The organism is Microbacterium sp. STN6, from assembly GCF_026410545.1.
In the GTDB taxonomy this organism is placed as follows: Bacteria; Actinomycetota; Actinomycetes; order Actinomycetales; family Microbacteriaceae; genus Root112D2.
This window is the reverse complement of sequence record NZ_JAPMIT010000003.1, coordinates 159549-174018: the sequence shown is the minus strand read 5'-3', so window position 1 is coordinate 174018 and position 14470 is coordinate 159549. Positions and strand designations below refer to the sequence as shown.

Annotated in this window: 13 protein-coding genes; 8 read left to right on the top strand and 5 right to left on the bottom strand. The window is 63.5% G+C overall.

The window, feature by feature from the left end:
- Positions 1-151 precede the first annotated feature (151 nt).
- A complete protein-coding gene (locus OSC27_RS09980) occupies positions 152-1099 on the top strand; it encodes a C40 family peptidase (protein ID WP_267181314.1) in 948 nt (315 codons plus the stop codon).
- Between the two features lie 82 nt (positions 1100-1181).
- On the opposite strand, the gene OSC27_RS09975 is transcribed toward OSC27_RS09980, so the two are convergent.
- On the bottom strand, positions 1182-2969 hold the full coding sequence (locus tag OSC27_RS09975) for a sensor histidine kinase (protein ID WP_267181313.1): 1788 nt from the start codon (positions 2967-2969) through the stop codon (positions 1182-1184).
- Complete coding sequence (locus tag OSC27_RS09970) at positions 2966-3148, bottom strand: hypothetical protein (RefSeq protein ID WP_267181312.1); 183 nt, start codon at positions 3146-3148, stop codon at positions 2966-2968. Before OSC27_RS09970 ends, OSC27_RS09975 begins: the two co-directional genes overlap by 4 nt.
- A gap of 451 nt (positions 3149-3599) precedes the next feature.
- On the opposite strand from OSC27_RS09970, the gene OSC27_RS09965 reads away from it, so the two are divergent.
- Complete coding sequence (locus OSC27_RS09965; protein WP_267181311.1) at positions 3600-4151, top strand: DUF488 family protein; 552 nt, start codon at positions 3600-3602, stop codon at positions 4149-4151.
- Positions 4152-4163: 12 nt separating this feature from the next.
- Positions 4164-4370 (top strand): ribbon-helix-helix protein, CopG family, encoded by a 207-nt coding sequence (locus tag OSC27_RS09960; RefSeq protein ID WP_267181310.1) that lies wholly within the window; start codon positions 4164-4166, stop codon positions 4368-4370.
- A gap of 162 nt (positions 4371-4532) precedes the next feature.
- On the opposite strand, the gene OSC27_RS09955 is transcribed toward OSC27_RS09960, so the two are convergent.
- The 3 genes from OSC27_RS09955 to OSC27_RS09945 all read right to left on the bottom strand — a co-directional run bounded on the left by OSC27_RS09955 (position 4533) and on the right by OSC27_RS09945 (position 6034).
- Complete coding sequence (locus OSC27_RS09955; protein ID WP_267181309.1) at positions 4533-5246, bottom strand: dihydrofolate reductase family protein; 714 nt, start codon at positions 5244-5246, stop codon at positions 4533-4535.
- A gap of 162 nt (positions 5247-5408) precedes the next feature.
- Positions 5409-5774, bottom strand: coding sequence for a type II toxin-antitoxin system VapC family toxin (locus OSC27_RS09950; RefSeq protein WP_267181308.1), 366 nt, complete (start codon positions 5772-5774; stop codon positions 5409-5411).
- A gap of 29 nt (positions 5775-5803) precedes the next feature.
- Positions 5804-6034, bottom strand: a complete 231-nt coding sequence (locus OSC27_RS09945) for a FitA-like ribbon-helix-helix domain-containing protein (RefSeq protein WP_267181307.1) — start codon at positions 6032-6034, stop codon at positions 5804-5806.
- A gap of 317 nt (positions 6035-6351) precedes the next feature.
- Between OSC27_RS09945 and OSC27_RS09940 the strand changes: the two genes are divergently transcribed.
- The 5 genes from OSC27_RS09940 (at position 6352) to OSC27_RS09920 (ending at position 14468) form a co-directional block, all read left to right on the top strand.
- Positions 6352-6744 (top strand): VOC family protein, encoded by a 393-nt coding sequence (locus tag OSC27_RS09940; protein ID WP_267181306.1) that lies wholly within the window; start codon positions 6352-6354, stop codon positions 6742-6744.
- A gap of 70 nt (positions 6745-6814) precedes the next feature.
- Complete coding sequence (locus tag OSC27_RS09935) at positions 6815-7828, top strand: HNH endonuclease (RefSeq protein ID WP_267181305.1); 1014 nt, start codon at positions 6815-6817, stop codon at positions 7826-7828.
- Positions 7829-8339: 511 nt separating this feature from the next.
- A complete protein-coding gene (locus OSC27_RS09930) occupies positions 8340-9710 on the top strand; it encodes a DNA cytosine methyltransferase (RefSeq protein ID WP_267181304.1) in 1371 nt (456 codons plus the stop codon).
- A gap of 32 nt (positions 9711-9742) precedes the next feature.
- Positions 9743-11662, top strand: a complete 1920-nt coding sequence (locus OSC27_RS09925; protein ID WP_267181303.1) for a DUF262 domain-containing protein — start codon at positions 9743-9745, stop codon at positions 11660-11662.
- 529 nt (positions 11663-12191) lie between these two features.
- Complete coding sequence (locus tag OSC27_RS09920) at positions 12192-14468, top strand: Z1 domain-containing protein (protein ID WP_267181302.1); 2277 nt, start codon at positions 12192-12194, stop codon at positions 14466-14468.
- Positions 14469-14470 lie beyond the last annotated feature (2 nt).

The window sequence follows — 14470 nt, the reverse complement described above, 5'->3', positions numbered from 1 at the left end:
CTACGCGGTCTCCTCAACCCGCCTGTCGGTGCGGCGTTCAGATTCCTCTCGGGTGCCGTGACGTAGGGTGGGTGACGCAGGTTTGGGGATTCTTGCTTCGTCAGTGGGCGAGCAGCGCCGAAAACCCACTCTCGAAAGGAATCCGCCACCCGTGTCCGAGCCCCAGTACGCGAGCCGTCGTGCTCGCCGCGAGGCCGAGGCTCGAGCGGCACAGGCAACCGAACGTGCAGATGGCGCCGAGAGTGCGGGCGCTACCGGCCCCGCCGAGCTCCTCGCTCCTCCCGTCTCGCGCCGCGAACGCAGGCTTCGCGAGCAGCAGGTCACCCCGGCCGCGCAGCAGGCGACCACGGCCGAGTTGCCCACCATCACGGCACCGACCGGCGTGCCTCCGCTGCGCAGCGGCGGAGCATCCGCTTCGGGGGCCAAGCCTCCCCTCATGGCGCGCGCCCACGTGCGTCGCAACGCCGCGCTCACCGCCGTCGTCTCGTCGTTTGGGCTGGCCTCGAGCCTCATCATCGCGGGGCCCGCGCAGGCCGACACGACGCCGAACCCGATGAGCGTGAGCCAGGCGGCAGCCCTCACCGGCACGGATCTGCAGAGCCTGCGCGTCAGCAGCTCCGTCGAGCACGTCGCGGTCGTCTCCAACGACTACTCGGCGAATGGGGCGCTCAACGCGGTGCTGGGCGCGGGTGGTTCAGACCCGCACGCCGCGGCGATCGCCGTGAGCGACGCGATCAACGCCGGCGGAGTGCGCGCGAAGATCGTTCAGGCCGCGCTCGCCTACCTCGGGGTGCGATACGTGCTCGGCGGTGACTCGCATTCGGGTATCGACTGCTCGGGGCTCACGCTGCGCGCGTACGAGGCGGCGGGGCTCACCCTGCCGCACTACGTTCCCACGCAGGATGCGATGGGCACGCGCGTGAGCCTGGCCGAGGCGCTGCCAGGCGACCTCGTCGTGTTCAACAACGAGGACCACATCGGCATCTACCTCGGCGACGGGCAGGTGCTGCATGCGCCCGCGCCCGGCCGCAGCGTGAGCATCGAGGCCGTGTCGGTGTGGCAGCCGGTCGGCATCCACTTCACGCGCCTGCTCGGCTGAGCGCGCGGCGCCCTGCGCCATACGCCGTGCGCCCTGCGCCGCGCGCCCTGCGACCTGCGCTCGGTGACGCGGCGCGACCCACCTACCGCAGCAGCGAGCCGAGGCTTCCCGACGGCTCCGACGACGATGAACGCCGCACCGCGGGCAGCACCACGCTGAACTTCGCGCCGACGCCCTCGGTGCTCTGCACCTCGAGCCGCCCCCCGTGCGCCTGGATGATCGCCTTCGTGATCGCCAGCCCCAGCCCGACCCCGGGTACCGCGTTGCGTGTCGCCGACGTGGCCCGGTAGAACTTGTCGCCCAGCCGGTCGATCTCGCCGGCGGGGATGCCCATGCCGGTATCCGTCACGCTCAGCACCGCCTCGCCCAGCACCTCGGTCAGGCACACCGTGACCGACCCGCCACGCGGCGTGAACTTGATGCCGTTCGAGACCAGGTTGTCGAGCGCCTGGCTGAGGCGCCCCGGGTCGCCCGAGATGCGCGTTGGCACCTCGCCCAGCATGACCTTCATCTCGATGCCGGCGCGGGCAGCGGCAGGCTTGGCGCTCTCGACGGCCGCATCCACGAGCCGGTGCAGCTCAAGTTCGGTCTGCACGATCGGGAACATGCCGGACTCGACCTGCGCCGTGAACAGCAGGTCGCCCACGAGGTGCAGCAGGCGCTGGGCGTTGCGCTCGGCCACGCTCAGGTACTGCCTCTGCTCGGAGTTCAGCGGCGCATCCTGGTCGTCCTGCAGCAGTTCCAGGTAGCCCAGGATCGAGCTGAGCGGCGTGCGCAGTTCGTGCGAGATGAGGCCCACGAACTCGTCCTTCAGACGGGCGAGCTTCATGGCATGCGACACGTCGGCGGCGACGAAGATGTAGCCGATCGTGCGCCCGCTCTCGTCGGCGCGGGGGGTGACGGCGAGCTCGACGGTGACGCGGGTGCCGTCGGACTTCACGTAGGTCCAGTTGCGCACATCCGCTCGCCCAAGGCGTGCCGGCTCGACCAGCGCCGAGAAGCCGGGGTTCAGCACCGTGGCACCGGCGGGATAGTCGAGTTCGCGCGAGCGCTCCTCGAGCTCCTCGGCCAGGTGGAACTCGAAAACGTAGCGCTTGCCCTCGGTCTCGCCTGGCGTGAGGCCCAGAAGAGCGGATGCCCCGGGGTTCCACACGTCGATCAGGCCCGTCAGATCGGTGCCGATGATGGACTGCTCGGTCACCGAGTTGAGCACGCTCGAGGTGAGCAGGTTGGCGGCACGCAGCCGGGACTCGTTCTCTTCGAGCTTCGAGGCGGTGCGGGTGAGGTCCACGAGCATGGAGTGGCGTTCTTCCGCGATGCGGCGGGTGGCGCTCAGCTGGCGGCGGGCCTGGCGCGACAGTTCGTTCACCACGATGGAGGCGAAGCCGAAGACGATCGGGGTGAAGACGCCCATCATCCATTCGCCGACATCGGCGGGCAGACGCAGCGCGGCGATATACGGCATGAGCAGCGCGAAGGAGGTGCCGAGAATCGAGATGAGAATGTGGCGGCGGCCCGGCTGCGAGGCGATCCACATGATCGGCAGCACGAGGAGCGACGTGTAGAGCGAGATGGTTCCGCCGGTGCCGGCACGGAACAGGCCGATCGCGAGCAGCGAGACGATCGGAATCGCCAGCTCGTAGCTGCGGTCGGCGCCCCGGCGCGAGAGGATCGCCGCGTACACCGTGACGGTGGCGACGATAGCGACGCCGGCCCAGGCGAGCACGGGGTCCGTGATGCCAACCGAGCGGATGCTGAGCGCCAGCCCCACCGCAAGCGCCATGCCGACCGCGGTCGACGACTGCTTGAGCAACGGCGAGGGAGTGTCGACGAAGAGCCGCGACGTCACCGCGCGGACCATGCCGCTCATCGGATGACCCGCAGTGCGCCGGCGGCCGTGCGCGCGTGACGCGCATCCGCTGCTGTGGCGGGTCGCTGCGTGTGCGCAACCGTGCGCGGTCGCCGCGCATCCGTCACAGAGATCTGTGCTGTGCCTGCCGTTGAGCTCGTCATCCTGACGTCGCTGGCCCGAACCAGTGCACCCATCATGGGTGTTCTCCTTGCCGCCTTGTGTCGTTGTGTGTGGTGTCTCATGGGCTGAGAGGTGCGAGGGTTTCGCGGGTGAAACTGCGGCCGGTGCGTCGTGTGCTGTGCCGCGATTTTTGCGAGCAGCTCGGGTAGCGGCCCCCGCCGCTGCTGCTCGCACAGTCGACTATCGGCAGCGCCGCCGAGATATTAAGGCGCCGAGCGGATGCTGGCTGCCGCCACGCCGTACGCCGGCCCGCCGCCGCCCGTGGCGTGGGTGTTATCCCCCGCTGGGTCCCCTATCGTCTCGCCGCCCACGCCCCACCCCCTATCGTCTCGCCGAGGGTGGGTGTTCGCGACGAACGTGCGCGTTGCACCACCCTCTTTCGTCGCGAACACCCACTTTCGGCGCCGGAGGCACCCCGACGCCTCCGCCACCCTCGCCCCGGCGTGCGAACCCGACTTGAATGGAGGCATGGGCGAGCCGCGGGTGTACACGATCGGGCACTCGACGCGGCCGATCGAGGAGTTCGTGACGATGCTGCGCGCGAACGACGTGCGGCTCGTCGCCGACGTGCGCACGGTGCCGAAATCGCGGCACAACCCGCAGTTCGCCGAGGATGCCCTGCGCGTGAGCCTGCCCGAGGCCGGCATCGGCTACCGGCGCCTTCCGGGGCTGGGCGGGCTGCGGCACACGACGAAGGCGTCGGCTCTGGCATCTCCCAACGGGGCGTGGCGCAACGCATCCTTTCGGGGATACGCCGACTACATGCAGACGCCCGCGTTCGCCAACGCCCTGGACGAGCTGATCGGCGTCGCCGTCAAGCAGCCGACGGCGATCATGTGCGCGGAGGCCGTGCCGTGGCGGTGCCATCGCTCGCTCGTCGGTGACGCGCTGCTGGCCCGCGGCATCGCGGTGTTCGACATCATGAGCGAGACGTCGACGAAGCCGCATGGCATGACAAGGTTCGCGCACGTCGAGGGCACGCGGGTCACGTACCCCGGCGAGGATGGTGTGCCCGCTTGATACCGTTCTGGGATGGCCATGACGGTGCGCATCCCTGAGGATCTCGATCGCCAGCTCAATGAGCTGGCGGCCCGCGAGCACATCTCGAAGCACTCGCTGCTCCTGCAAGGCGCCGAACTCGTCATCGCGCGTCGTAACCGGCGCGACGAGATCGATCAGGGCATTGAATTCGTCGTGAGTCACGATGCAGAACTTCTGCATCGGCTCGCTGAGGCATGACCGACTATCTCTCGCTCGATGACGCCCTCCACGTTGTGCAGCGCTTGGGATTTCCTGTTCGCGACGTCGGGCTCTTGTCGTTAGCTCTCGCCCGTCCCGCGACGATCGCTGGCGGTCGTTGCGTGCGCGACTGATCGAGTCGGGACGTCGCCAGCGCACGTGTTACGCAGTGCGGTACTGCAGGTACACGAACCCGCCGGCGAAGCGGCGCTCGTCGACTAGCGTCAGGTCGAGCCGCAACCCCGCGGGGAGAAACGGCGTGCCGCCGCCGATGATCACGGGCGCGATGAACTGCCGCACCTCGTCGACAAGGCCGGCCGCGAGCGCCTGCGCGGCGAGAACGGCCCCTCCGATGCCGATGTCACCCGTGCTCGCCTCGCCCGTGCCCGCGCCGCCCGTGCCCGCGCCGCCCGCGCCGCCCTCGCTCGCGCCGCCCGTGCCCGTGCCGCCCTCGCTCGCCCCGCCCGTGCCCGCCTCGTCCGTGCCCGTGCCCGTGCCCGTGCCAACCTCGTTCTTCAGCGCTCGGATCGCCTCAGGCTCGAAGCGCCGCTCGAGCCGGGTGCGGGCGCTGGAGACCGCCTCGAGACTCGTGGAATACACGACTTTGTCGGCATCCCGCCAGATGTTCGCGTAATCACGCATGGCCGCCGCCAGGCCGTCGTCGACCTCGCCCGGCCCGCTCTCGACGTCGACCGTTTCCCAGAACCGCATGACCTCGTACATGCGCCGCCCGTAGAGGTACGTGCCGGCAGCGCGCTCGCCGTCGTTGATGAAGGCGTGCAGCTCGCCGGTGGGGGTCGCCCAGTCGAAGCGGCCGGACTCGTCGTTGATGTACCCGTCGAGTGACGTGATCGCCGAGTAGATGAGGTTCGCCATGTGCCTACCCCGCTTTCAGCCCGACCATTCTGGTCGTTGACTCAACCTTGCGCGCACGAGAACCACTGTCAAGAGTGGATGCGGCAGACCGTCCGCGAATCCCCACCGGCCCCCGAATGCAATACTGAACGGGAACAGCCCTAATTCGATCGCGAGCGGACGTCAGGGTGCAGCTCGCTCCACCGCGCAATACTTCTCCGCAGCACGGGCCAGCCGCAGGTCGGCAGTCACGAGTGGCACGTCCAGCGCCTCCGCCAACGCCACGTAGCTGGCGTCATATGCACTGAGTTCGTGTCGGAGCTGCCAGATGCGCACGAGCAGACGGTCTGCCGGGTGCCGGGTCAGCTGCAGCATCCGCCAGCTTTCCAGGCATTCGCGGGCAGCGCTGGCTGGCAGTGCGTTGCCCAGACTCAGTCGACGCAGCACGGATGCGACCTCGAAGTCGATGTGAGCGGGCGCGTGGAAGTCACGGTGAGACAGGGCCTCGGTTGCTGCGGTCTCGGCCGACGCGAGCAGTGCGTTGGCCACCGACGAACTATCGGTAACGCACGCCGACCTCATCGCTCGTCGCGGCTGTCGTCGAGTGCTTTCGCCAGAGCGTCAGGATCAACGCGCGGCAGCCGCTCGCGGGCAGCGGCGACGATCTCGGCGTTCGAGCGGTATCGCACGAGCTGGGCCAGCTCCTCAGCGACGTAGTCGGACATCGACATGCGGGCGGCAGCCGCCCGCTCCTTGAGCTTCGCGTGCACCTCGTCAGGAAGGTTTCTCACCTGCAACATGCGACTCATGCTTTCAGGGTACATGTGAGTCACATGTGCGCTAGGGAAAACCTGTGGATAAGTAGTGACTATCACTCGCTGAGGAAGCCCGCCAGATGGGCTGTTGACGGTGTTGGCAGCCCGACGGATGCGCCGCAGCTGCCCCGTTCCCGCCTGCAGCAGAAGCAGCGTGGCGAGCCCAAGCAGCCCGGCGACAAGCGTGGGAGGATCGCCCGGCCGATGAGCGCGCCCAGGGCGATGATGGCCGCCAGGTCGAAGCTCGAGAGGCTCGCGCGCGCGCCGCCTCGCCATCCTCAATAGTTTTGTCTCACCGAGAGGAGCACCCCATGACCGCACCGCAGCTCAGAGGCATCCACCACGTCACCCTGACCGTCTCGAACCTCGACGCGAGCGTCGACTGGTACGCGCGCGTCCTCGGCTTCGAACTCATCGCCCGCGCCGAACAGAACGGCCTGCACAAGGCCGTCATGAGGCGCGACTCCCTCGTCGTCAGCTTCGTGCAGCACGGCGAGCACGCCATCCCCGGCCCCTTCACCGAGCGCCGCACCGGCCTCGACCACCTCAGCTTCGCCATCGCCGAGCAGGACCTCGAGCCGTGGCAACAGTGGCTCTCCGACCATGGCGTCACCCAGTCACCCATCGCCCAGGGCATGAGCGGCCGCGTGCTCTCGTTCCGCGACCCCGACAACATCGCCCTCGAGCTCTACACGATCAACTGAGCGGATGCCGCTGCGACGCCTCGCCACCACTACCCGCCGCGTGCTCCCGACTCTGCCATGATGGCTCCAGATGCTCACTCTCGACAGCTATCTGAGTCTTTCAGTCGCGGATGCCCAGAAGCAATGGCTCTCCGTGATGGCTCGCTCGGCCGTGCCCAGTGGCGGAAGGCAAGTGGATTTCCTTCCCATAGAAACCTTGATCTGCTACGGGTTGGGACTGGTTGCTAGACCAACCCCATCGGGTACTGTCAACATCCAAACCTCAGCGCGAGACGTGCTGCGGTTCGCGTCGTTATTCAGGCGCACACCGAAAAGCCTTGCGGCCAAGCTAAGTAACCTCGACGGACGGCGGCCCCACGGCGCGAAGTTTGAACAGCAGCTTTGGATCGAACTGACCACGACGCGTGACACTTTCCCTGCGCTATATGAAACTGTGCTCGCTTCCGCTCGTTCCGTGGGTCTGGGGCACGAAGACGTCCCAGACTTCCTTGGACACGCGGAACATGCTCTCGACATCGTGTTTGATGCTGTATCGGTGAATGATTCAGCATTGTTCAAGTCGATAGAACCGGAAGTCCGTCGACTGGCAGAATCTGTTGCCGATATTGATGTCGCAAGCACGGAGCGAGCGATGATGGGAACAGCTCGTGTCGGTCAACAACAGTTTGCCCGCCGAGTACTGACATCGGCCGGTTATCACTGCGTATTCTGCGGGCTCAGCACTCGCGCGCAAAATCTTCCGTCATCTCGAATGTTAGTGGCCTCCCACATCAAGCCCTGGAGCGAAAGCTCCGGCCGCGAGCGTGTGGACCCGCTCAACGGTCTCGCAGCTTGCCCAACCCATGACGCGGCGTTTGAAAGCCATCTCCTCACGATTGATTCTTCGCGCGTGATTATTCGTTCACCTTCCCTGGAACGGGCGGTAGCGACGGACTCGGTCTGGGCTCAATTCTTTGGTGAGAACGCGCTGTCGCCGGAACTGATACTGCCCGAAGGGGCGTCCGCTCCCGGCCTGGGATATGTTGACTGGCACCGCGCTCGCTTAGTAGTGGAGCTGCCCGATTGGACGCGGCGTAAGCGCTGATTGCGCCGCGCTTCTTTTGTCGCCATAAAGCAGGGAGCGCGACTGCCGCTCCGTAGTGAGAGGCATCCGCAGAATCACACTGCCTGTCTCGAGCCGCGACGCGAGCGTTGACAGGTTTGCGGAGTTTTAGGCCGAGAATCCGTGGGCGAAGGAGGACAGAATTCAGAAGGCCATCATGAACCTCTGATTCCTCGCCGTGAGCTTCGTGGAGATGCGATGGCCGCGGCTTTGGGCGAGCATCGCATCGGCCTCGACCACCTCAGTTTCTCCGTCGATGGGCAAGACGAGTGGCCGCCGGCTCTCACTCTGTTCCACTCAATGCTCACGAATTCCGCATCCCTTGTTTAGAGAATGAGGCGAGTACCCCTCGCCGCCAGGAGTTCCCCCCCGTCCCGCATTTCATTACGTCGGGCATCTGGAATGCCCGCCCGGAGAGCTCTTCGGCGAGGCTCCCCAGCGTTGTCAGGCGCAATCGCTAGTGTTGGCAGCGCGCGAGCGAAAGGGGCTACACGTGTCTAATGGCGCACCGTCGTTTCGCTTCATCGATCTCTTCGCAGGCCTCGGAGGATTCCATGTGGCTCTGAGCGACCTCGGTGGTGAAGCTGTATTCGCGGCGGAGTGGGACCCGACGCTAAATGCTCTCTACAGGGAGAACTTCAAGATACAAGCCTGGTCTGACGTCAACGAGTTGACGAGCCCTGAGGTCATCGCAAAGGCGGTCCCCGACCACGACGTACTCACCGCAGGGTTTCCGTGCCAACCCTTCTCGAAAGCTGGCGAGCAACTCGGCTTCGAGCACACCCTCCAAGGCCAATTATTCTTCAAAGTTTTCGAGATTCTCAAGGAGAAGCGCCCGCGTCGATTCATTCTGGAGAACGTTCCGAACATCCTTCAGCACCGGGGCGGTGCGACGAAGGACACGATGATCGGCATGCTAGAGAAGGAGCTTAAATATTCGGTCGCTATCCACCGGTTCTCGCCCCATCAGTTCGGGATCCCACAGATCCGAGAGCGTGCATACTTCGTGGGATCGCTAGATGGCCTCGACGACTTTGAGTGGCCAATCGAGCATAAGGAGCCCACCGACATACGCTCGGTTCTGCGGCCCGGGGCGACTAATGTCCGTGCTATCCCAGAACAAACGCTACGCGCCATCGACATGTGGGGCGATTTCCTTCGGCGTTCGCCTAAGTTGGTCAAGCTCCCCTCTTTTCCCATCTGGTCGATGGAATTTGGCGCAAGCTATCCCTATGAGGGTGCAACTCCACCAGCCCTGTGGAAGGAGCGCGAGGCGAGCGGCCTGTACGGCTTCCGGGGGAGCTTCGGCTACCGGCTCGACGGCCTCTCACTCGATCAGCAATTCGCAAGAATGCCGAGCCATTCACGGCGCCCCGGGGACTACGTGTTCCCTGGGTGGAAGCAGACTTTCATTCGTCAGAACCGTCATTTCTTCCGGGAGAACATCGAATGGATTGTTCCCTGGATGAACGAGTGGCAGCCGTGGACATTCCCGTCTAGCCTTCAAAAGTTCGAGTGGAACGTGCAGGGCGGGGAGCGGTCGATCGACGAGTATGTGCTCCAAGTCAGAGCCTCAGGCATTCGAGTGAAGCGAACTTCAACGGCGCCCAGCCTCATTGCCATGACCCAGACCCAGGTGCCGATCTTAGGGGCTCATATTGCTGGGATTCGGCGGTACATGACACCTCAAGAGTGCGCTGAATTGCAGAGCCTCGGAAGCATCCACCTTCCGCAGAACGATCTGCACGCCTACAAGGCCCTAGGAAACGCGGTAAATGCCCGCGTTGTCAAAACGATCGCCCGCCCGCTGCTGCGCGGACTTCGCGGGAACGCCCAGAGAACTGGAAACCGCGCGGCAGCGTAATTCCCCTCATTCGAGAGACAAGAAAGGGCCTCATGACTGATGTGGTCGACGAGACCGATGGCAACCTCCTCGACGATGACCCCGTCACCGTCCTACAAGCCGAGATCGCCGAGAGGCTATCGGCCCTGTCAGACGTCGCCGACACTCCGATCGGCTTTGCCCGATCGGGCGGCTGGTTCGACGCTTCAGAAGTGGACTTTGCTACCGGATCATGGATGAGCCGGTTGGCGGAGGTTCAAGAGTGGCTCCGTCTCGACATTGAGCTACCAACGAGAGCAGACGAGTTCGTCGAGCGATTGGTTGCGGCGTTAGAACTCCTCGACCCTTCTAAATCCATCGATACAAGCGGGCCACACCCGCAGCTCACAGTTTCCGGTCTAAGCCAGTTGTACGAACGTATCGATCAAGCAGCCCGCCTTCAACAGGTTTTCGTCGAGAAGTACGAAGAAGAGGCAGGCACTCGCGCTGCGGCCACTAAAGCCTGGAACGACGCGTGGGATGACGAACCAGAGAGCGCGGCTTCGGAGCCGCTCAAGCCGGTTTCCGCCACAGCAAGCACGTGGCGCATTTCAGACTTTACGGGCAAGAAGCTCAACCTGACGCCGTCGTATCAGCGGGGAGACGTCTGGGGGGCGACTTCCCGTCAAATGTTGATCGAGTCAATCCTGAGAGGCATTCCCTTACCGTCAGTAATCCTGCTTCGGCCGGAGGACCCTAGTCAGCCACATGAAGTAGTTGATGGCAAACAGAGGCTGACGGCGATCCTCAGATTTGTCGGAAAGCACCCTCTCGCAATCGACCGAGTGGAGAAGGCAGACAAGTATCACGGTCAAGAAGGTGCTCTTGTCAAAGCGTTCTCAGAGGATTACCCGACCTTCAAGCGCTTGTGGAAGTCCCTGGAGCACCAACAAGTGACCTCCAAGGTTGAGGACGAGTATTTTTTTCCTTTCCGGTTGCGCAACAACGACGAGGGTCTCAACGGCCCTTTAGAGCCTCTTCAAGGGAAGTACTACACGCAAATCACAGATCGAGTGATCAATGCCGCGGATGAAGACGTTCTCATTGAGGAGCTTTTTGCTGGAACTCCCGAATACCGAATTCCAGTCATCGTCTACAAGCGCGCAAGCCAGGGCCAGATTCATGAAGTGTTCAACCTCTACAACAAGCAGGGTATGCACCTGAACGCGGAGGAAATTAGGAATGCGATTTTCCATGAACTCGAGTTGACGCGGGCCACGCTGGTCGCGGCGGGGGACTCCGATACGCGCACGGACCCACGAGAGATCGCACCTGCGCTAGCCCCCATCTGGTCGGAGATCCAACACCTAGGTCTTACCTTGCGCGACTACGGGTTCGGGTCATCGCGCTATAGACGAACCAAGGTGCTCGCGTGGGTCATCGCCACTCTTCTTGGCGACACCAGTGGCAAGGACCTCCCGTCCACGTCGCGCCACATCGATGACCTTCTGAAACGGGCAAAAGACCAGGATGCGGACCCCTTGAATAAGCCAGCGACCGTTGCTGACTTGTTTAGCTGGGTCTCGAAAACGGCAAAGATCCATGCGTCATACGACGACGAACTCTGGGCCCCAAAGTTCAAGGACGGGGCAGCCGGCCAGAAGTGGCAGGAACTCCAACTCGTGGGCTCTCTCGTTGGCGTGGCCATCGCCCAAGCCGGGGATCCCGACGGGATTGAGAACCGGGTGGAAGCGGCTGCGGACGCCATCTTCTCGGCATCGGCGACCGCAGAACTCGGTGAGGACCACTCCGTCTGGGCGAGGCCTGGTAAGACCCAGACGCGCACCCAGTGGGCGTTTATCGCAGGCGTTGCGAAGGCGATCGTCGACTTACTCGAAGTCGACGTCGCTGTGGCATCGAATTCGATCAGGAGACGCTTCGGATCGTCTGGCGTCGAGTCGCTGTTTGCGGTTCTTCCACATGACTCTAAGTGAGCATCCGCAGGGCAGCCGCCTGCCCACGGAGACTGTCTACGCTCAACCGGAAATGACGAGCAAAGCCACTGACTCATGGTGGGCTAGATACAATTCCACGCTCGGCGGCTTCACCGAAACTTCGCGCTCGGTTCTCGAAGCCGATTGCACGTACATCGTGGACCGCGGGATCTTCGGCGCAGGCGAACCATCGAACGAAGAGTGGCCCGACGGGCGTGCACGACGCGGGCTAGTTATGGGGTCGGTACAGTCAGGAAAGACGGCTTCTATGCTGGGCACAATAGCCCGGTCGCTAGACCGTGGAGTCGACATTGTCGTCGTCCTAGCTGGCACGCGCTTGTCACTTTGGCAGCAGACGCTTGACCGGCTGCAGGAGCAACTCGACTGCGGTGCGGACGCGGGCGAGAAGCAGAGGCGACGCATCCTGTTGCCAAAGACGCCGCCGACCGAACCGATCGCGATTGCCAGCAGGTACCAACTCATGCGAATCCGCGCTAAGCGAGCGCTATCGCGGCGTCAGCCGATAATCGTGGTCGCGCTCAAGCATGCGGGCCATCTTCAGGCACTCGGTCAAAGTCTTAAGGAGTCAGTCTTCCCTGAGATTGAGCAACTTGACCGGCCCGTTCATCTATTGGTTGTCGACGACGAAGCCGATGACGGATCAATCCTCGACGCTAACGTCGAGGCGTCACAAGACCCTGTATTTGGCAATCTAAAGCAAATCCCTAGAGCCATCGCGGACCTATGGTCTCCCCCCTCACAGCCCGTCCCCGAGAGCCTCTTCGCCACCTACGTCGGCTACACCGCCACCCCCCAGGCGAACTTCCTTCAAGAGGAGCACAACCCGCTATCACCGCGCGACTTCCTGGTGACGCTAAGGACGCCTTTGGACCGAGGGGACGAGTCGGTGCGCTCGTCGACATATTCGGAGCCGAAGGGGATCGACCACTATTACACGGGTGGCGAGGTGTACTACCGACGTGGCAGAACTGCGAACCTATGCCTCACTACCACGGCGAGTGCAAGTGAAGATCTTGCCAATTCAATTCGCGCATTCCTGGTCGCTGGTGCGGTCCGGCTATTTCGAGAAGGCGAGCGTCTGGGCCCCCACGCAGCACGGCAAAAGGAGTTTGAGTCCGCGGCGTGCGCGAAGGCGCTGGCGCCGAAGCCGCACTCGATGCTCATTCACCCTTCAGCTCTGGTCGACGACCACTTCACGACCGCCGAGGACGTACTTATTTGGGCTGGCGTGACCGGTCGGACCGAGGCTCGATCGCTCGTGGCTTCCGGGGAAGGCTACCTGCCAGACTCGCTCTTCAGGCTTGTTGATAGCGAGGAAGAAAAGTGGGCAATTTGGCTAGACCACTTCCAGGCGTCCGCGAACGAGATCCATGGTGAGTTCAATACTCTGGTCTCACGCCAGATGCCAGACTGGCTAACGGTCAAGCGGCTCCTCCAGGAAGAGGTCATTCCCGGCACGCGGGTTGCGGTGGTAAATAGCGATCCGGCAGCTGATGACCGTCCTGAATACTCGCCCACCGCGAATATCGATGGGACTTGGCACCCTGCGCGCGACATGTCGACGATCTTTGTCTCCGGCAATGTCATGGCGCGCGGCCTCACTTTGGAGGGGTTGACAACGACGCTATTCCTCCGAACTTCGGATAGCCCGCGCGCCGACACTCAGATGCAGATGCAGCGGTGGTTTGGCTTCCGCGGTACAGATATAGAACTCTGCCGTGTCTTCGCCTCGCAGGATCAGATCGACTTCTTCACCAGCTTCCACGATGTCGACGAAGCGCTACGAAATGTGCTTGCTGAGGCCATGCGAGATGAGCAAAAGGTACCGAGCCCAATAATGCTCCAAGGGCGCGGATTCCTCGCGACCGGAAAGATCGCAAACCTTGGCAATAAGCCTTTGCATCCTGGGCGGAAGCCGTTCGTGCCGCTAATTAATAGCGGAGATCACGAAGATCCAAACGCAAACCTCCTTGTTGATCTCTTCGCCAACGCGCCTTCGGCCGATGTGACCGCCGGAGGTCGTCTGCGAGGCCGCATACTCGAAGATTCGGTTACGCTCGGCCAGGCTGCCGATCTGCTCGATCGACTGTCATACGACTCGTATCACCCAGGTAGGGACAATCAGCAGGGTGAACTCTGGTCCCAGGTTGAGGCAAGGGTCGCTGCGGTCCAGGAACTTCCGGATGGGTACCACCTTTACCGCCCGCCGGCTCCCGCTGCTGGCGCGGACGCCTCGCCAGTCCGCAAGGACTGCCCTTACGGAATCCCGGCCTACCTCCGCCTCTGGGAGACCTGCCTTTACCGGCACGTTCGGGGGTTATTCGTCACTGGCGTGCGGGACCAACTCTGGTCCATGGCTGACCTGGCCACGAAGAGCCGTCAGCAACCGAGGTTCTGGGTGGGGATCCGCTATGGCTCCGCGGAAAGCCCGCTTGCTGAGGGGCCATTTGCCGAGTTGCCGTTTGACATTCACACAACGCAGCGGAACTCGGTAGACGGCCTCATCAAATCTACTTGGGGAACTAACAACCCAGGCGCGGGCCCAACGGGATATCGCGGCGACGAGTACTTCGACTACTATCACCGCGGCGAGAAACTTCCCGACGCGGTCGCAGGCGATGAACCGTGGCGACCGCTTTCGTCAGATGGACAGATTCTCTTCTACGTGAACAAGCAACCTGGCCAGAAGTACCCCACTGTTGCAGTTGGAGTGTGCATCCCGACGGGTGGCCCGGATCAGTTCTCGGCTTACGTTCAGCCAGTTCGTCCAGCAACTGCAGCATAGGA

Excerpts from the sequence above, each read along its gene's own strand:
- OSC27_RS09975 (WP_267181313.1), bottom strand. The coding sequence starts at position 2,969 with ATGAGCGGCATGGTCCGCGCGGTGACGTCGCGGCTCTTCGTCGACACT.
- OSC27_RS09925 (WP_267181303.1), top strand. The coding sequence starts at position 9,743 with ATGACTGATGTGGTCGACGAGACCGATGGCAACCTCCTCGACGATGAC.
- OSC27_RS09945 (WP_267181307.1), bottom strand. The coding sequence starts at position 6,034 with ATGAGTCGCATGTTGCAGGTGAGAAACCTTCCTGACGAGGTGCACGCG.
- OSC27_RS09965 (WP_267181311.1), top strand. The coding sequence starts at position 3,600 with ATGGGCGAGCCGCGGGTGTACACGATCGGGCACTCGACGCGGCCGATC.
- OSC27_RS09970 (WP_267181312.1), bottom strand. The coding sequence starts at position 3,148 with ATGATGGGTGCACTGGTTCGGGCCAGCGACGTCAGGATGACGAGCTCA.
- OSC27_RS09955 (WP_267181309.1), bottom strand. The coding sequence starts at position 5,246 with ATGGCGAACCTCATCTACTCGGCGATCACGTCACTCGACGGGTACATC.
- OSC27_RS09940 (WP_267181306.1), top strand. The coding sequence starts at position 6,352 with ATGACCGCACCGCAGCTCAGAGGCATCCACCACGTCACCCTGACCGTC.
- OSC27_RS09935 (WP_267181305.1), top strand. The coding sequence starts at position 6,815 with ATGCTCACTCTCGACAGCTATCTGAGTCTTTCAGTCGCGGATGCCCAG.
- OSC27_RS09960 (WP_267181310.1), top strand. The coding sequence starts at position 4,164 with ATGGCCATGACGGTGCGCATCCCTGAGGATCTCGATCGCCAGCTCAAT.